Source organism: Humibacter sp. (genome assembly GCF_051954055.1).
Classification (GTDB): Bacteria; Actinomycetota; Actinomycetes; order Actinomycetales; family Microbacteriaceae; genus Humibacter.
The window spans coordinates 1-18,502 of sequence record NZ_JBQCIE010000147.1 but is presented as its reverse complement, the minus strand read 5'-3'; the positions used below and the strand labels follow the sequence as shown (position 1 = coordinate 18,502).

Below are 18,502 nucleotides of genomic sequence, written 5' to 3'. Positions count from 1 at the left end.
CCGATGAGCGACTCGCAACAGCGCGGCGAGGCGGACGGCGCCACGTCCGCCTCGCCCGGCGTTCCCACCGCGTCCGTGCCCACCGAGCGCCCGGAGGCGATCAAAGCGGTGAAGCTGCGGCATCCATGGCGCATCGCCATCGCCGTCATCCTCATCGTGCTGCTGGTGCTGTTCGTGCTCGACGCCGCGCAGCGCAAGGCGTTCGGATGGCCGGATGTCGCCAAGTACCTCTTCGACATCCGCATCAGCCAGGCGGCGCTCATCACGCTCGAGCTCACCGTCTACTCGATGATCATCGGCATCATCCTCGGGCTCATCCTCGCCGTCATGCGACTCTCGCCGAACCCCGTGCTGAAGGCCGTCGCGTGGCTGTACCTGTGGATCTTCCGCGGCACGCCTGTCTACGTGCAGCTGGTGTTCTGGGGTCTCATCACGCTCATCTACAACACGTTCGTGATCGGGATCCCGTTCGTGCACACCTGGGCGACCATTCCGATCACGTGGGTTCCGCCGCTGTTCTTCATCTCCGTGGTGGGGCTCTCGCTCAACGAGGCGGCGTACATGGCCGAGATCGTGCGCGCCGGCCTGCTCTCCGTCGACCCGGGCCAGGAGGAGGCGGCGAAGGCGTTGGGCATGTCGTGGTGGCAGACCATGCGCCGGGTGGTGATCCCGCAGTCGATGCGCGTCATCATCCCGCCGACCGGCAACGAGGTCATCTCGATGCTGAAGACCACCACCCTGGTGGCGGCCGTGCCGTTCACGCTCGACCTGTTCGGCCGCTCGCGCGACATCTCCGCGGAGACGTTCACGCCCATCCCGCTGCTCATCGTGGCGTCGCTGTGGTACCTGTTCTTCACCTCGATCCTGATGATCGGGCAGTACTTCCTCGAGAAGCGGTTCTCACGCGGTACCGGGCGAGGCCGGCCCGCGGTGGGAACAGCGGACGCCGGCGTCAGCGCATCGGGCGCTGTCGCAGGAGTGGGCATCGACATCGGAGGAAAGGGATGAGCGACGCGACGACGCGCCCCAGCGCGGGGTCCGCCGATGCGCAGGCATCGACGCCGATGGTCGAGGCGAGCGCGGTCTCCAAGAGCTTCGGCAGCAACGAGGTGCTGAAGTCCATCACCCTGAACGTGCGCCGCGGCGAGGTGATGTGCGTCATCGGGCCGAGCGGCTCCGGCAAGTCCACGTTCCTGCGCTGCATCAACCACCTCGAGCGCATTGACGCCGGAAGGCTCTACGTCGACGGCCAGCTCGTCGGGTACCGCCAGAAGGGCGACAAGCTCTACGAGCTGAAGCCAGGCGAGGCCGCCCTTCAGCGCCGCGACATCGGCATGGTGTTCCAGCACTTCAACCTGTTCCCGCACATGACGGCTCTCGAGAACGTGACGGAGGCGCCGGTGCGGGTGAAGGGCATCCGCAAACAGGATGCCGTCGCACGCGGTCGCGAACTGATCGCCCGAGTAGGCCTCGGCAACCACGCCTCGCACTACCCGTCGCAGCTCTCCGGCGGCCAGCAGCAGCGGGTCGCGATCGCGCGGGCGCTGGCGATGGAGCCCAAGCTCATGCTCTTCGACGAGCCGACCAGCGCACTCGATCCCGAGCTCGTCGGAGAAGTGCTCGATGTGATGCGGGAGCTGGCCGAGACCGGCATGACGATGGTCGTCGTGACGCACGAGATGGGATTCGCACGCGAAGTGGGCGACTCGCTCGTCTTCATGGACGGCGGTGTCATCGTCGAGGCGGGAGACCCTCGGCAGGTGCTGACCAATCCGCAGCACGAACGGACGAAGGCGTTTCTGTCCAAGGTGCTCTGATGAGCATGGCGCCATGCCCGGCGCCGGAACGGATCGGACGCTCTGCGCGCACGATCGTGCTCAAGTGAGCCTTCTCGCGAACAGCCGTGGGCACGCAGCCGAGTTGTCTGTATGTTCACTCAGGAGACCGACGGCCGTTCTCTGCGATTCCTAAGGTGGCCGCGGGCTCAACCGAGTTCGTTCCCGCCCTAGGAGTGAGATGTCAAGCAGATCAGGCAAGCTGTGGCGCGCTGTCACAGCGGTCGCCGTCGGAGCCGGGCTCGCGGCAGGATCGCTGGGGGCGACCCCCGCGTTCGCGAGCACAGACGGCGCGGGTGTCGTCATCAACGAGGCGTACCTGTCGGGTGGCAGCGCAGGCGCCGCCTACGCGAACAAGTTCGTGGAGCTGTACAACCCGGGTGACTCGGCAGTGCAGTTGAGCGGTTGGAGCCTGCAATATCGCTCGGCGACCGGCACCGGGGCTTCCAGCAGCGTCGTCGCGTTGACCGGCAGCATCGCAGCCAAGGGCCACTACCTGGTGGCCGGAGCGTCGAACGGCGCGAACGGTGCGGCGCTTCCGGCGCCCGACGTGGCCGGAGCCGCCCTCAACCCGAGCGGCACCGCCGGAACGCTCATCCTCGCCAAGGGCACAACGGCGCTCACACTGCCAACCGGATCGGTCACCGGCAACGCTGCCGTGGTCGACCTCCTCGGGTACGGCACGTCGAACACCTTCGAGGGCGCCAAGGGTGCGATGGCGCCGAGCGGCAACACCGATGTCAAGTCGCTGAACCGCACCGGCTTCGCCGATACCGACGACAACAGCGTCGACTTCTCGCTCAGCGCGACGATCACGCCGGAGAACACGGCGGCTGCGCCCGGTGATGGAGGACCCGGCGACGGAACTGATCCCGGCGACGGAACCGACCCTGGCACCGGAACGGATCCTGGACCGCCCGGCACGATCGCCATCGCGGAGATCCAGGGCACCGGCGACGTCAGCCCGAAGGCGGGACAGTCCGTCACCACGGCGGGAGTCGTCACGGCGAACTACCCGACCGGCGGTTTCAACGGCTTCTACATTCAGACACCGGGCACCGGCGGTGCGATCGATCTCGCGACGCACACCGCCTCAGACGCCGTGTTCGTGTTCGGAGCGTTGTCCGCGTCGAGCGTCGCTGCCGGCGACTACGTGCAGGTGACAGGCGCCGTGAGCGAGTACAACGGCCTCACCGAGATCACGGCGAGCAAGGTCGACAAGCTCGACGCGAGCTCCGTGACCGCGCCGCTGCCGGCATCCGTGGGCCTTCCCGCCACCGATGCACAGCGCGAGAGCCTCGAAGGCATGCTCGTGGCACCCCAGGGGGCGTTCACCGTCACCGACGTGCACTCGGCGAATCAGTACGGCGAGATCGGGCTCGCGGCGGGGGACAAGCCGCTGGTGCAGCCGACGGAGACCGCCCGGCCGGGCACTCCGGAATACACCGCGGCCGTAGCGGAGAACGCGGCACGAGCCGTCACGCTCGACGACGGAGCATCCACCAACTTCCTCAGCGCGGCGAACAAGTCGAAGCCGTTGCCGTACCTCTCACTGACCGATCCGGTCCGCGTCGGTGCCCCGGTCACGTTCACCGCGCCGGTCGTGCTCGACTACCGCAACAACGCCTGGAAGTTCCAGCCGACATCGGAGCTCACCCCGGCGAACGCGGCGACGACTCAGCCCGCCGCATTCGGCAACACACGCACGGCTGCACCGGCGAACGTCGGCGGTGACCTGCGACTGGCCACCTTCAACGTGCTGAACTACTTCACGACGACCGGCGACCAGCTCACCGGGTGCACGTTCTACACCGACCGGGATGGCAACAAGATCACGGTCAACAGCGGCTGCGACGCTCGTGGTGCCGCTGACGCGGCGAACCTGAAGCGGCAGCAGGACAAGATCGTCGCGGCCATCAACGCGTTGACCGCCGACGTCGTCTCCCTCGAGGAGATCGAGAACTCCGCGCGCTTCGGTCTCGACCGCGACGACGCAGTGAAGACGCTCGTCGGTGCTCTCAACACCGCGGCGGGCAGCCAGGTCTGGGCCTTCGTGCCGTCGCCGTCGAAGCTGCCTGCGACGGAAGACGTCATCCGCACCGCCTTCATCTACAAGAAGTCGATCGCAGCGCTGGTCGGCGACTCGAAGATCCTCGACGACGCGGCGTTCTCGAATGCTCGTCAGCCGCTCGCGCAGGCGTTCAAGAAGGTGGGCGGTGCCGACTCGTCCGCGTTCATCGCCATCGTCAACCACTTCAAGTCGAAGGGGTCCGGCTCCGGCGTCGACGCCGACCAGGGCGACGGCCAGGGAGCATCCAACGCCTCTCGCGTCAAGCAGGCGCAGGCGCTCGTGACGTTCGCCGACGAGCGCAAGTCGACGCTCGGGCTCGACAAGGTGCTCCTGATCGGCGACTTCAACGCCTACCTCAACGAGGACCCGATCAAGGTCCTGACGGATGCCGGCTACGTCGACCAGGTCAGCACCAGAACGGCCAAGGCCACGTACGCGTTCGACGGCACTGTCGGCTCGCTCGATCACGTGCTCGCCTCACCTGCCGCGAACACGACGATCACCGGCGCGGATGTCTGGAACATCAACTCGGTCGAGTCGGTCGCCCTGGAGTACAGCCGGTACAACTACAACGCCACGAACTTCTACGAATCGGGACCGTATCGCTCAAGCGACCACGACCCGATCGTCGTCGGGCTCGGTCTGAAGGCAGCGCCGGTGACGCTCAACCTGCTGAACATCAACGACTTCCACGGTCGCATCGACGGCAACACGGTGAAGTTCGCCGGCACGGTCGAGAAGCTGCGCGCGGAGGGCGGAGAGAGCAACACGCTCTTCCTCTCGGCCGGCGACAACATCGGTGCCTCCCTCTTCGCCTCGGCGTCCGCGGGTGACATCCCCACTCTGGACGTGCTGAATGCGCTGGGCCTGAAGACGAGCACCGTGGGCAACCACGAGTTCGACAAGGGCTTCAGCGACCTCACCGGGCGCGTGAAGGATGCGGCGGACTTCGACTACCTCGGTGCGAACGTCTACCTGAAGGGCACGACGACGCCTGCGCTGCCGGAGTACAAGGTGTTCACGGTCGACGGCATCAAGGTGGGCGTGATCGGCGCCGTGACCGAGGAGACCCCGACCCTGGTCTCGCCGGGCGGGATCTCCACGCTCGACTTCGGCGATCCCGTGGAAGCGGTGAACCGCGTCGCCGCCCAGCTCACCGACGGTGACACCGCGAACGGCGAAGCCGACGTGATCGTCGCCGAATACCACGAGGGCGCCGGCTTCGGCCAGCCCGAGGGTGCGACGATCGATCAGGAGGTCGCCGCAGGCGGCGCCTTCGCCGACATCGTGACCAAGACCAGTGCGAAGGTCTCGGCCATCTTCACCGGTCACACGCACAAGCAGTATGCGTGGGAGGGTGCGGTGCCTGGCGTCGACGGGGCGACCCGGCCGATCGTTCAGACCGGCAGCTACGGCGAGAACATCGGTCAGATCACCCTGACGATCGACGGCGACACCAAGGCGGTCACGAGCCACACCGACCGCAACGTCGCTCGCACGACCGACAGCGATGCCTCGCTCGTCGCCGCCTATCCGCGGGTCGCGAAGGTGAAGACGATCGTCGACAAGGCGCTCGCCGCAGCCGACGTGATCGGCAGCCAGAAGGTCGGTTCGGTCACGAAGGACATCACGACCGCGTACCTGAACGGCGCTCGGGACGACCGGATGAGCGAGTCAACGCTCGGCAATCTGGTTGCGGACTCGCTGCTGGCGACCCTCTCGCCCGCCGACAAGGGCGGCGCCGAGATCGGCGTCGTGAACCCTGGCGGCCTTCGCGCCGAACTGCTCTACGGAACCGACGGGACGGTCACGTACGCGCAGGCGAACGCGGTGCTGCCGTTCGTGAACAACCTCTGGACCACGACCCTCACAGGGGCGCAGTTCAAGCAGGCTCTCGAACAGCAGTGGCAGCGGAACGCGGACGGCACCGTGCCGAGCCGCCCGTTCCTCAACCTCGGGCTGTCGAAGAACGTCAGCTACACCTACGACGCGACCAGGGCCGAGGGCGACCGCATCACGAGCATCCTCGTGAACGGTGCCGCCATCGATCCCGCGAAGTCGTACCGGATCGGATCGTTCTCGTTCCTCCTGCAGGGCGGGGACAACTTCCGGGTGTTCGCCGACGGTGCGGACACACGGGACTCCGGGCTCATCGACCGGGATGCCTGGATCGGCTACATCACCGACCACAGCCCGCTTTCGCCGAGCTTCGCGCACAGGGGCGTGTCGGTCACGGACGTTCCGACGGATGTCCTGCAGCCGGGTCAGCAGGTGAGCTTCGGTGTGCAGAAGCTCAACCTGACGAGCCTCGGCAGCCCGGCGAACACCTCGCTCCAGCTGAGCTGGAACGGTTCGGTCGACCTCGGATCGGTGCCGGTTGACGCGTCGGGTGCCGCGACGGTGAGCTTCGCCGTCCCAGCGGGAGCCTCCGGCCCGAGCACCCTCGTGCTCACGGCGAAGGAGTCGCGCACCACGGTCACGATCCCGTTGACGGTGGCCGCACCGACCGACGGCAAGCCGACGACCGATCCGGCGGCGGCACCCGCCTCGAAGCTGACCAAGCCGCTCAAGGGCAAGGTCGACTTCAAGGACAAGGCCTACCACGCCGACGATCCGATCGACATCTCGCTCGGAGCCGGACGCGCCGGCCAGTGGGTCTCGGTCTGGGCGTACGGCGCGCCGAAGCTCGTGGGCGATGGTTGGGTGAAGGTGCCCGCGGACGGCGTTCTGCACCTGCGACTGCCGGCGTCACTCGCCAAGGGCGACTACGACCTGTCTGTGCAGGACAGCACGGGAGCCGTCATCGGCTGGTCTGTGATGAAGGTGGCGGCCGGCAAGGCCAAGGGTCACTGACTCGCGTTAGTCGACCGCCGGGTGCTTGTGCTGCACCCGGCGGTCGCTGGCATCCTGGAAGTGCGCCTCTTTCCGCCCATTCCGGAGCAGGAGTGGCTAGGGTGAGCGATATATCGCGATATGTCGAGTGATGCGAAGTGTCCCGGAGGAAATCATGGTCGGTTCCTACATGAGCGGCGGTTTCTCCGCACGCGGTTTCGGCGGAGAGTCAGGAGCGGGCCCGAACGTGTCCGACCTGTTCGAGCAGCTCCGTTCGATGCTCAAACAGCACGGGATGCCGCGCGCCGCGCATGGCGACGTGAGAGCGGCCGTGCTCGCGCTTCTGGCGGAGAAGCCGATGCACGGCTATCAGCTCATGGCCGAGATCGAGAAGCGCAGTGGTGGCGCGTGGAAGCCGAGCGCCGGCTCGGTGTACCCGACACTGCAGCTCCTGGTCGACGAGGGACTCCTCGCCCAGGAGGTCGCGGACGGCCGTAAGACCTATTCGCTCACCGAGAGCGGGCGGGCCGCAACCGAGTCCTCCACGGGCAAGGCGGCACCCTGGGACACGTTCGGCCTGCACGATCTGCTCGGTGTCGGCCCTCTGCCCAAGTCCGTCGTCGACCTGGCGCATGCGGCCGCACAGGTGCGTCGCACCGGGACGAGCGAGCAGGTGGACCAGGCCGTCGCGGTGCTCGACGACGCCCGGCGCAAGCTCTACTCGATCCTCGCCCAGGACTGAGACGGATGCCGCCGGCATCCGGATCGCGAGCGGCCCCGTCCACCGAGAACGGGGCCGCTCGTTCCCGCTACCGTCGCATCCTGCGGTTCGCGCTGCGCTACCTCGTGCAGACCTGGTGGTACGAGGTGTTCCTCGTGCGCATCGGTCTGGAGCGGGTCGCCGAACGCGGTCGCTCGGCCCGGATGACGAGGGTCGCCCAGCGCTTCCACGTGCTCGCCGTGGAGCTCGGCGGGCTCATGATCAAGGTGGGGCAATTCCTGTCGTCGCGACTGGATGTGCTGCCGCCGGAGATCACCGCGGAGCTGGCCGGGCTTCAAGACGAGGTGCCACCGGCATCCTTCTCCGCGATCCGGGAGCTCGCGGAGGCCGATTTGGGTGTTCCGTTGAACCAGGCGTACTCGTGGTTCGGGGAGCAGGCGGTGGCTGCGGCCTCGCTCGGGCAGGCGCATCCGGCACGGCTCGTGGAGTGGGATGCCGTCGAGACCGGGTTCGACGCCGTGGTCGTGAAGGTGCAGCGCCCGGGCATCCAGACCATCGTCGATGTCGACCTCGCCGCCCTTCGCCGCGTGGCCGGGTGGCTCAGCCGCTTGCGCGTCGTCTCCGATCACGTCGACCCTCGTGCACTGGTCGCGGAGTTCGCGAAGACGAGCCTCGAGGAGATCGACTACCTGCACGAGGCGATGGGCGCAGAACGGTTCGCGGAGATGTTCGCCGACGACCCGCGGGTGAACGTGCCGGAAGTGGTGTGGGAGCGCACCACGCGCCGCGTTCTCACGCTCTCTGACGTCTCGGCCATCAAGATCAACGACGTCGACGGACTGCGAGCCGCCGGCATCGATCCGTCCGAGGTGGCTGCCGTGTTCGCCGAGGTCATGTTCGAGCAGCTCTTCGGCCACGGCTACTTCCACGCCGACCCGCACCCCGGCAACATCTTCGTCACTCCCGTCACGGATGCCGGCACCGGCCCGCAATGGCGGCTCACGTTCGTCGACTTCGGCATGATGGGCGAGGTCACCGACGACTTGCGCGACGGATTGAGGCGGCTGCTCATCGCCGTCGCCTCCCGCGATGGCCGACTGCTGATCTCGAGCATCCAGGAGGTGGGCATCCTGCTGCCCACTGCCGACACCGCAGAGCTGGAGCGGGCGATGACCCGGCTGTTCGATCGATTCGGCGGCATGGGATTCGCACAGCTGCGCAAGGTGGATCAGCGCGAGTTCCGCGACTTCGGCCAGGAGTTCGGTGCTGTGGTGCGCTCGCTTCCGTTCCAGCTGCCGGAGAACTTCCTGCTCGTCATCCGCTCGATGTCGCTCACGTCGGGCGTCTGCAGCTCACTGGACCCGGAGTTCAACATCTGGGACGCCATCGAGCCGTACGCCACGAGGCTGTTGCGCGAGGAGAGCGGCAACGTCGTGCGCTCCGTCGCGCGGGAAGCGCTCGCGGCGGCCGGCATCGTGCTGCGGCTGCCGCAGCGGGCCGATCAGCTGATCACGCGCATCGATGCCGGCACCGTCTCGGTGGCGACGCCCGCGATCGACCGACGCCTGAGCCGCATCGAGCGGCTCATCCGCAGGGCCGTCGGCGCGGTGTTGTTCGCCGCGTTCCTGGTCGGCGGCATCCTGATGCTGCAGTTCGTCGTGCCGCTCGGCATCGTGCTCATGAGCGTCTCCGTGGTTCCGCTCGCCTACGCCGTGCTCGCCGGGACGCCCCGAGCGCCCAGCCGCTGAGGCCGTCTCCGCCTACACACGAGACTGGGCGTATGGGCCGAGCCTAGGCGCACTGCGCCAGGTCTCGGCTCATACGCCCAGTCTCGCGGCCGCGGCGCGGACCTCGCGGACCGCGCGGGAGTGGCGTGGATGCGTCGCGCTACGCCTTGGTGACCTCCACCTCGACGACGGCCCAGGAGAGCGGCGGCAGCGTCGCGTGCAGGGTTCCGCCGTCGACGCTCACGTCGCTCAGCGGCTTCAGGCCCACCCGGTCCTGGTTCTGCTCGTTGTTGCTGGTGAAGCGATCCGCGCCCTCCGGCACGGTCAGCACCTCTGCACGGGTGATGCGCGCTGTGTCGAAACCGCGCAGCGTCGCGGTGACCTCGGCAGCCTCGTCCAGTCCGCGGTTGGCCAGGAAGAACGCGACCCGGCCGTTTTCCTCGTCCCACGTCGCGCTCGCGTCGACGATGTCGGCGTCGCCGTACTTCGCCGTCTCGAAACGGTCGCTCGTGGTGGACAGCCGCAGGATCTCGCCGTTCGCGAGCTCGGACATCCGCGCGAACGGCCAGAAGATCGACTGCCGCCAGGCCGGTCCGTTCTCCTCGCTGCGGATCGGTGCGATCACGTTGACGAGCTGAGCCTGGTTGGCGATCGACACACGGTCGCCGTGCCTCAGCAGCGAGTTGAGCAGGGTGCCGACCACGACGGCATCCGTCACGTTGTACTCGTCTTCGATGATCCGCGGATGCTCGTACCACCCGCCGCGCGCCTCGATCGTCGCGGGCATGTCGTCGCCTTGTCGAGCGGTCTGGTACCAGACGTTCCATTCGTCGAACGACAGGTTGATGTGCTTGGAGTGCTTGCCCTTGGCGCGCACGGCGTCGGCCGTGGCGATGACGCCCTCGATGAAGAGGTCCATGTCGACGCCGGAGGCGAGGAAGCTCGCCGCGTCGCCTTCCTTCTCCTCGTAGTACGCGTGCAGCGAGACGTAGTCGACGACGTCGTACGTGTGGCCGAGCACGGTCTGCTCCCACGAGCCGAAGGTGGGCATGCCGCGGTTGGAGCTGCCGCTGGCGACGAGCTCGATCGACGGGTCGACCAGCCGCATGGCCTTGCCGGCCTCTTGGGCGAGGCGCCCGTACTCGTCGGCCGTCTTGTGGCCGATCTGCCACGGGCCGTCCATCTCGTTGCCCAGGCACCACAGCTTGATGTCGAAGGGCTCGGATGCCCCGTTCTTCTTCCGCAGATCGCTCAGATACGTGCCGCCGGGGTGGTTCGCGTACTCGACCAGCTCACGGGCCGCCTCCACACCTCGAGTGCCGAGGTTGACGGCCTCCATGATCTCCACGCCCGCCTTCTTCGCCCAGCCGGCGAACTCGTGCAGACCGAAAGCGTTGGTCTCCACGGTGTGCCATGCGCCGTCGAGACGGCGCGGACGCTGGTCGACCGGGCCGACCCCGTCTTCCCAGTTGTAGCCGGAGACGAAGTTGCCGCCGGGGTAGCGCACGACCGTGACGCCGAGCTCCTTGACGAGCTCGAGCACGTCGAGGCGGTAGCCGTTCTCGTCGGCATCCGGGTGGCCAGGCTCGTAGATGCCGGTGTAGACGCACCGGCCCATGTGCTCGACGAAGTTGCCGAAGATCCGCCTCGGAACGGGACCGGCCGTGAAGTCGCGGTCGACGGTGATGGTGGCGCGGGACATGGAACTCCTTTGTCGTTGTGCGTCGTCTGTCGTGTGCGCGTCGTCAGCGTGAGCGGGCACCGCCCGCAGTTCGCAAACCAGCGCCCACATTACATCGTTGAACTGGCGGAGCGAAGCCGGAAGGCGCGCTCGAAGCGGAAATTGTCCTGCCCGGGTCCGCAGTCATCCAATCGTGTCCCGCGTACGAGGGGAGGACTCACGAAGATGTGCGCAGCACCGCGGCGAACTCGCGTTAATCGAGGGGCTTGCGCTGCGCGATTCGAATGCTACCTTTACCACGTTGAAATGAGCGCTCGCGCTCCCCTTCACCCCCAACGCCGCCGACGCGGCGCACGACAAGGAGGTCGTCAACGAGATGGCACGAAGCAGCACAGGCCTGAGCCGTCGGGCATTCCTCGCGGCTGGGCTGGGCGCCGCCACGGTACCGCTCCTGGCAGGATGCTCCAGCAACATCGGCACGACGGTGGCCGCCGGTCTCTTCGGCACCAGGCTCCCCACCTCGACGCTCGTGTACTGGAACCTGTTCGGCGGCGGCGACGGCACGCGCATGCAGGCGATGGAGGCCGGCTACCGCGACAAGTACGGTCCCGATTCGCTCCAGGCGACCACGTTCGCGTGGGGCAATCCGTACTACACGAAGGTCACTCTCGCCACGGTCGGGAACAAGCCGCCGGACGTCGCGGTCTCGCACCTCACCCGAGCCAAACCGCTGTGGGACGGCGGTCTGCTGGAGCCGATCACCGACGACGATCTGGCATCCGTCGGCTTGAGCGCCTCCGACTTCAGCACCCGGCCGTGGAACGAACAGCGCACGGGCGGCCACAACATCGCGGTGCCGTTGGACACGCATCCGCTCGTCATGTTCTACAACGACGACGTCTGCAGCAAGGCCGGCCTGATGGACTCGACCGGCACGCTGAAGAAGCTCAACAACATGGACGAGTTCGAGGCGGCGCTCGCGGCGATCAGCAAGGTCACGAAGGGCCCGGCGATGACGATCGCCAACGTGGCAGGCGAGACGGCGACGCCATGGCGTGTGTTCTGGACGTTCTACAACCAGCACTCCTCGGCGACGCCCTTCCTCTCCGACAACGGGTCGAAGCTCACCGTCAATGAGGATGTCTACAACGACGTCACGAGCCGGCTGCAGTCCTGGGTGAAGAAGGGCTGGGTCAACAGCGGACTCGACTACGCGACGGCGGAGTCGTACATGTTCACCGGCAAGTCGGGTCTCTACCTCGAGGGCGAGTGGGAGATCACGACCGCCCAGTCGGTGAAGGGGCTCAAGTTCGGCATCGTGCCGGTGCCGACGCTCTGGGACAGGGCGGCGACCCAGGCGGACTCGCACACGTTCGTGCTGCCGAGGAAGGACCGCACGCCGGAGCAGCGCAAGCAGGCGATGCTGTTCATCCGCTCGATGCTCGACCAGAGCCTCACCTGGGCGAAGGGTGGCCACATCCCCGCGTACCAGCCGGTAGCGCGCAGCGCTGCGTACAAGGCGTTGAAGCCGCAGTCGGACTACGCATCCGTCGCCTCCAGCGCGGTGTACGACGACCCGGCGTGGTACGGCGGCTCGGGCTCGACGTTCGAGAACATCGTCGGCGCCCAGCTCGGGCTCGTGCAGCAGCTCTCGCTGTCCCCTCAAGATGCCTTGCAGGCCATCAAGTCCCAGTTGAGCGTGTATCTGAACACGCCAAGCCCGCTCTAGATCGCACATTTTCTCTCGGAGGTACCACCGTCGTGACCACCGCAACCGTCGCCCGACCTCGGCCACGCGCCGAACGGAACTCGGGCCTGACCTATCGTTCACCGCTGCAACGCAAGGATGGCCGCAGCGCCTGGCTCTTCCTCGCACCGTTCGGCATCTTCTACCTGGCGTTCCTGCTCGGCCCCACCATCTACATGCTCGTCATGAGCTTCTTCAACACGTCGATGGTGCGCACCGGGCTCGGTTCGTTCGCCGGATTCGCCAACTACGTGGAGATGCTCACCCGGCCGGACTTCTGGAGCTCGCTGCTGCACACGCTGCAGTTCACGCTCTACACGACACCGCCGCTGGTCATCCTCGCGTTCGTGTTCGCGGTGCTGACCAACCGGTTCAACCGGGGTCAGTGGTTCTTCCGGCTCGCGTTCTTCCTGCCGTTCATCCTCCCGTCGGCGACGATCTCCCTGATCTGGGTCTTCGTCTTCACGCCGACGACGGGGCTCTGGGCACTGGTCGAGACGTGGTTCGGCATCGCTCCGGGCTCGGGGGTGCTCTCCAGCCCGGACACGGCCATGATCGGCGTGGCGATCGCCACGGTCTGGTGGACGCTCGGCTTCAACTTCGTGCTCTACCTCGCGGGGCTCCAGGAGATTCCGCGCGAGCTGTACGAGGCGGCGGCGGTCGATGGTGCTTCCGCGTGGTCGCAGATCCGGTTCATCACGATCCCGATGCTCGGTCGCACCACGACCCTTGTCGTGCTGCTGCAGATCATCGCGAGCCTCAAGATCTTCGACCAGGTGTACCTGATGACGGGAGGCGGGCCGGGCATCTCGACCCAGGTGTCGCTGCAGCTCATCACCGGCACCGCGTTCACCGACAACCGGCTCGGTGCGGCATCGGCGGCGAGCGTGCTGCTGTTCATCGTGATCATCGTGATCGCGATCATCCGCCAGCTCACCGACCGTTCCGCAGCCAAGAAGGAGGCCTGACATGGCGATCTCGACCCCACGTCCGCGTCTCAAGTCCCCGGTCTCCGGTGCGGCGCCCGCGCGCCAGACATCCACCTCACGGGTGAGCGGACGCACGTTCAACATCGTCGCGTTGATCGTGCTCATCGTCTTCGCCATCATCTGGCTGATCCCGAGCCTGTTCGCGCTGAAGACCTCGCTCACCGACAACGGAACGGCGGCGCTCGGCGCCTCGGCGATCCTGAGCAACTGGAACCCCACGCTGGCGTCGTACGCGTCGTACTTCCAATCCGGCGACATCTGGAACTGGTACATCGCCAGCGCCATCACGTCGGTCGTCACCGCGGTGCTCACCGTGTTCTTCGCCTCGATGGCGGCGTTCGCGCTGTCGCGTCTGCGCTTCCGCGGGTCGAACCTGGTGCTGCTGCTGATCATCCTGGGCATCATGATTCCGAGCCAGGTGCTCATCGTGCCGATCTTCCAGGAGCTGAACGCGCTCAGCCTGCTGAACACGTACTGGTCGGTGATCTTCCCGCAGGTGCCCGCCGTGATCGCGGTGTTCATCTTCAAGCAGTTCTTCGACGGCATCCCGCGTGAGCTGGAGGAGGCCGCGCGGATCGACGGTGCGAGCCGGTGGAAGATCTACTGGTCGGTGATCATGCCGCTGTCGCGACCCGTGGTCGCGGCCGTGACGATCCTCACGTTCGTCGGCGTCTGGAACAACCTGCTGCTGCCCCTGTTCGTGCTCTCCAACCCGAACCTGATGACGATCCCGGTGGGACTCGCCACGGTGCAGGGCAGCTTCGGGCAGCGCTATGCGGACATCCAGGCCGGCGCGATCCTCGCCGCTCTGCCGCTGATCATCCTGTATCTCATCTTCCAGCGCCGCATCGTGGAGGGCGTGACGGGAAGCGGCCTGAAGGGCTGACCGAGAGCACCCGCGCGGGTCACACCGCGCGGGTGCTCTCCCGCACGATGATGCGGTGCTGCACCGTGATGAGCGTCGTATCCCGGGCGCGGTCCGTGATGCGTGCCTCGAGCCGGTCCAGTGCGGCGTCCGTGAACGCGCGCTTGTCGAACGACACCGTGGTCAGCGGGGGAGACGCGTACTCACCGTGCGCGATGTCGTCGAAGCCGGCGACCGAGATGCCCTGCGGCACCTGGATGCCCCGTCGCCAGAGCGCGCTCAGCGCACCGATCGCGAGGGAGTCGGTGAAGCAGAACAGGGCATCCGGGAGCGGGGAGCGGTCGAGGAACGCGTCCATCGCCGAGGCGCCGCCGTGCGGTTCCCAGTCGTCGCAGCCGATCTCGAGGACGGGATCGTGGCGGATGCCCGCGTCGGCCAGTGCGCGTCGGTATCCCGCGGTGCGCAGTCGCGCCGTGAACGTGTTCGTGCGCACGGGCGACCCGAGGACCGCGATGCGTCGGTGGCCGAGGCCGATGAGCATGGTGGTCATGTCGTACGCGGCCTGATCGGGGTCGACGCGCACCTGGTCGAGCCTGTCCTGCTCCACCTCGCCGATCAGCACGGCGGGCGGGAGGTGCGCCGAGTCGTCGGGCAGTGCGAACTCGTCGGAGACGATCGGGTTGAGCACCAGCCCGTCGACCATCTGCGCTCGCGCACGGGAGAGCAGCTGCTCCTCGCGTTCCGGGCGAGCACCCGTCTCCTCGATCTGGATTCCCCAGCCGCGTTCGTGCGCTGCCTCCACGAAGTGGTGCGCCATCTCGGCCGAGTACGGGGTGGCGAGGTCGGGCAGCGCGAGCGCGATGACACCGGTGCGGCCGTTGCGGAGGCCGCGAGCGCTGAGGTTCGGCACGTAGTCGAGCTCGGTCAGCGCCTTTTCGACGCGTGCGCGGGTGTCGGGACGCACGAACACGACGCCATTGATCACGTTGGAGACGGTCTTGGGCGATACGCCTGCGAGCGCTGCGACGTCTTTCACCGTTGCGCGCATCCGTCCCCTTTCGTCGCCAGGGTGAGCTTACGCCGCCACCGACCTCAGCCCGTGTTCTGCAGGCCGGCGGCCACACCGTTCACGGCGAGGAGCAGCAGGCGGCGCAGCTCGTCCTGCTGGGTGTCGTCGATGGTGGAGGCGTCCGCGTCGCTGCGCAGCGCTCGGAGTGCTCGCAGCTGCAGCAGAGAGAGAGCGTCGACGTACGGGCTGCGCAGCCGGACGGCGCGGCGCAGCACCGGGCGGTCGGCCAGGAGCTCGGATGCCCCGCTCGTCTTCAACGCCCACTCGCGCGTCAGCGCCATCTCGTCCAGGACCAGGTCGGCGAGGTCCTGCCGGTCGCCGAGAGCGAGGTAGCGCCTGGCGAGCCGCTCGTCGGTCTTCGCGAGCGACATCTCGACGTTCTCGATCATGGTGCGGAACAGGGGCCAGCGGTCGTAGGCATCCCTCAGCAGCTTCTCGTCGCCGACGGCGGCGAGCGCCGAGCCGAGGCCGAACCATCCGGTGAGGTTGATGCGTGCTTGCGTCCAGGCGAAGACCCACGGGATCGCGCGGAGGTCTTCGAGCGACTCCAGCGACAGACCGCGCCGCGCCGGCCGGGAGCCGAGTGCGAGCAGGCCGATCTCCTCTTGCGGGGTGACGAGCCCGAACCAGGGGGCGAATCCCTCCGAGCGCACGAGCCGGAAGAAGCGTTCGCGGCTCACCCGGTCCAGCTGTGCAGCGAGCTCGGAGAACTCGGTGGCGGCGCGGGCGTTGCGTTCCTCGATCGAGGGAGCGGATGCCATCAGCGTGGCCGCCGCGATCTGCTCGAGGTGCCGCACCGCGATGACCGGGTCGCCGTACTGGGCGAAGATGACCTCGCCCTGCTCGGTGAGCTTGAAGCGTCCGTCGACGGATCCCGGCGGCTGCGCCAGCACCGCCTCGTTGGCGGGGCCGCCGCCACGACCGAGCGAGCCGCCGCGACCGTGGAACAGTGTCAGCACGATGTCATTGCGCTTCGCCCAGTCCGCGATCCGGGCCTGCGCGTCGTACAGGGCGAGCGTGGCGGAGACGGGACCGACATCCTTGGATGAGTCCGAGTAGCCGAGCATGACCTCCAGGCGGCGCCCGGACTGCTCGAGACGCTTCTTCACCTCGGGGATCTCGATCATGCGGTCGAGGATGTCCGTGGACGCGTTGAGGTCGTCGAACGTCTCGAACAGCGGGATGACGTCGAGCACCGGAGCGGCTTCGGACGACCCGAGCGCGTGCTCGGCCAGCCGGTACACGTTGGCGATGTCGTCGGCGGACTGCGTGAATGAGATGATGTAGCGGCGGGCGGCATCCACGCCGTAGCGGCTCTGCAGGTGCGCGATCACGCGGAACACCTCGAGCACCTCGGCGCTCTGGTCGTCGAGGTCCTCGTCGCCGTGCGCCCCGGCGGCGATGGCCTCGAGTGTCTGGCGGTGCACCTTGGAGTGCTGCCGCACCTCGAGCTCCGCGAGATGGAAGCCGAACGTCTCCACCTGCCAGATGAGGTGCTGCACCTCGCCGTACGCGTTGCGCAGGTCACCCGCCTCAGCCAGTGACCGCTGCACGATGCGCAGGTCCTCGAGCAGGGCATCCGGTCCGTCATACGCCAGGTCGGCATTGCGCCTCCGAGTGGCGCCGATGCGCTCGGCCACCACGAGCAGCACCCGGCGGTGCGGTTCGTTGGGGGAGCGGGTGGCGACATCTGCCGTGAGCTCCTCGCTGAGCGCACGCTGCCGGCGCCAGAGGTCCTGCAGTTCCTGGCTGGCCGGCGTGTCGCCCGCGTCGAGTGTGAGCGTGCGTCCGATGCGGTCGGTGGCGCGCTCCAGGCCGAGCAGTACGTGCTCGGAGGCGATGGCCGCGGCCTTGCGGGTGATCTTCGACGTGACGAACGGGTTGCCGTCGCGGTCGGCGCCAATCCAGCTGCCGAAGCGCACGAAAGCATGGGATTCGGGAACGCGCGGCGAGGCATCCGGTCCCGCCAGCCGCTCGTCGATCAGCCGGTACACCCTCGGCAGCACCTGGAAGAGGGTCTGGTCGAAGATGTTCATCGCAGTCCGCACCTCGTCGAGCGGCGTCGGGCGGTTGGAGCGCAGCGGCGCGGTGCGCCACAGGGTGTCGATCTCGGCCAGCAGCTGCCGCTCGTTCTCCGCTTGCGCGAGCGCACCGAGCCGCGGGTCGTCATGCTCGGCGACGAGCTCGCTGATGCGGCGGATGGCGTACGCGATGGCACGACGGCGGGCCTCGGTCGGATGCGCGGTCAGCACGGGACGGAACTCCAGGTTCGCGACGCGCTCGCGCGCTTCGGCGTCGCCGACCTCGTCGCTGAGCGAGGCGAACGCACTCGCGAACGATTCCGCCGGCCGGTGCCCGTCGGTGCTCCACGGGTCGCGAGCGAGCAGAACGCGTACGCGGTGCCGCTCCTCGGCCAGGTTGACGAGGTGGAAGTAGCACGTGAACGCACGGGCCACCTGCTCTGCACGGTCGAGGCTGAAGCTCTCCACGAGAGCCTCGGCATCCTCGATGGATGCCTCACCGTTGCGCTCGTAGGCATCGATCGTCAGAGCGCGTAACTTTTCGACATCATCGAGCAGATCCTGTCCGCCGGACTCGGCCAGAACGCGTCCGAGCAGCTCGCCGAGGAAGCGCACATCTGCGCGCAGCGCTTCAGGCACCTCGCCGCTGCGCACCTGGCGTGCGGCGGCGGAGTCGTCGATCGGGTCGACGGAGGCGTGGCGGGGGGAATGATTCGAGGGGGCACCGTTCGTCATCGGCATCAAGGGTACGGCAGGCACGTTCGTCCACCTGCCCGACCGAGGCCCGACGATTCCGTTTCGACTGCAGAAATTGCTGCAGGATGCTTGTTTTGGCGCCACATATTCAGTAGAAAACGAAAACTCCGGCCAAGGTAGGGCCCGTGGACCCACCTGCCAGCCGTAACCATGATGCCCAAGACCAACCGTGCCCCCACCAATCATTC

At 67.4% G+C, this 18,502-nt stretch carries 11 protein-coding genes; 8 read left to right on the top strand and 3 right to left on the bottom strand.

All coding sequences use genetic code 11. The features are described from left to right. The first annotated feature begins 3 nt into the window (after positions 1-3). The 5 genes from ACTHNC_RS18940 (at position 4) to ACTHNC_RS18920 (ending at position 9,207) form a co-directional block, all read left to right on the top strand. Entirely contained in the window at positions 4-1,008 is a 1,005-nt protein-coding gene (locus ACTHNC_RS18940) for an amino acid ABC transporter permease (protein ID WP_440296186.1), read from the top strand. Next, positions 1,005-1,817 (top strand): amino acid ABC transporter ATP-binding protein, encoded by an 813-nt coding sequence (locus ACTHNC_RS18935; protein ID WP_440296185.1) that lies wholly within the window; start codon positions 1,005-1,007, stop codon positions 1,815-1,817. Before ACTHNC_RS18940 ends, ACTHNC_RS18935 begins: the two co-directional genes overlap by 4 nt. A 199-nt stretch (positions 1,818-2,016) precedes the next feature. After that, positions 2,017-6,759, top strand: coding sequence for an ExeM/NucH family extracellular endonuclease (locus ACTHNC_RS18930; protein WP_440296184.1), 4,743 nt, complete (start codon positions 2,017-2,019; stop codon positions 6,757-6,759). Positions 6,760-6,913: 154 nt separating this feature from the next. Continuing rightward, positions 6,914-7,480, top strand: a complete 567-nt coding sequence (locus ACTHNC_RS18925) for a PadR family transcriptional regulator (protein WP_440296183.1) — start codon at positions 6,914-6,916, stop codon at positions 7,478-7,480. 5 nt (positions 7,481-7,485) lie between these two features. Beyond that, the gene (locus ACTHNC_RS18920; RefSeq protein ID WP_440296182.1) at positions 7,486-9,207 is read left to right on the top strand and encodes an ABC1 kinase family protein; all 1,722 of its coding nucleotides are present in this window, start codon (positions 7,486-7,488) and stop codon (positions 9,205-9,207) included. 139 nt (positions 9,208-9,346) lie between these two features. Here the strand turns inward: ACTHNC_RS18920 and arfA are convergent, their stop codons facing one another. Then, entirely contained in the window at positions 9,347-10,888 is a 1,542-nt protein-coding gene (arfA, locus tag ACTHNC_RS18915) for an arabinosylfuranosidase ArfA (RefSeq protein ID WP_440296181.1), read from the bottom strand. Positions 10,889-11,243: 355 nt separating this feature from the next. Here arfA and ACTHNC_RS18910 point away from each other — a divergent pair, with 355 nt between their 5' ends. The 3 genes from ACTHNC_RS18910 to ACTHNC_RS18900 are packed head-to-tail and all read left to right on the top strand — an operon-like array spanning position 11,244 to position 14,489. After that, positions 11,244-12,596: an extracellular solute-binding protein gene (locus tag ACTHNC_RS18910; RefSeq protein WP_440296180.1), complete on the top strand. Its 1,353-nt coding sequence runs from the start codon at positions 11,244-11,246 to the stop codon at positions 12,594-12,596. 32 nt (positions 12,597-12,628) lie between these two features. Next, on the top strand, positions 12,629-13,582 hold the full coding sequence (locus ACTHNC_RS18905; protein WP_440296179.1) for a carbohydrate ABC transporter permease: 954 nt from the start codon (positions 12,629-12,631) through the stop codon (positions 13,580-13,582). 1 nt (position 13,583) lies between these two features. Next, on the top strand, positions 13,584-14,489 hold the full coding sequence (locus ACTHNC_RS18900) for a carbohydrate ABC transporter permease (RefSeq protein WP_440296178.1): 906 nt from the start codon (positions 13,584-13,586) through the stop codon (positions 14,487-14,489). Positions 14,490-14,508: 19 nt separating this feature from the next. Here ACTHNC_RS18900 and ACTHNC_RS18895 read toward each other — a convergent pair whose 3' ends face one another. Together ACTHNC_RS18895 and ACTHNC_RS18890 are read right to left on the bottom strand one after the other, a co-directional pair. Next, positions 14,509-15,516, bottom strand: a complete 1,008-nt coding sequence (locus ACTHNC_RS18895; RefSeq protein WP_440296177.1) for a LacI family DNA-binding transcriptional regulator — start codon at positions 15,514-15,516, stop codon at positions 14,509-14,511. Between the two features lie 44 nt (positions 15,517-15,560). Next, positions 15,561-18,293: a phosphoenolpyruvate carboxylase gene (locus ACTHNC_RS18890; protein WP_440296176.1), complete on the bottom strand. Its 2,733-nt coding sequence runs from the start codon at positions 18,291-18,293 to the stop codon at positions 15,561-15,563. Between the last annotated feature and the right edge of the window lie 209 nt (positions 18,294-18,502).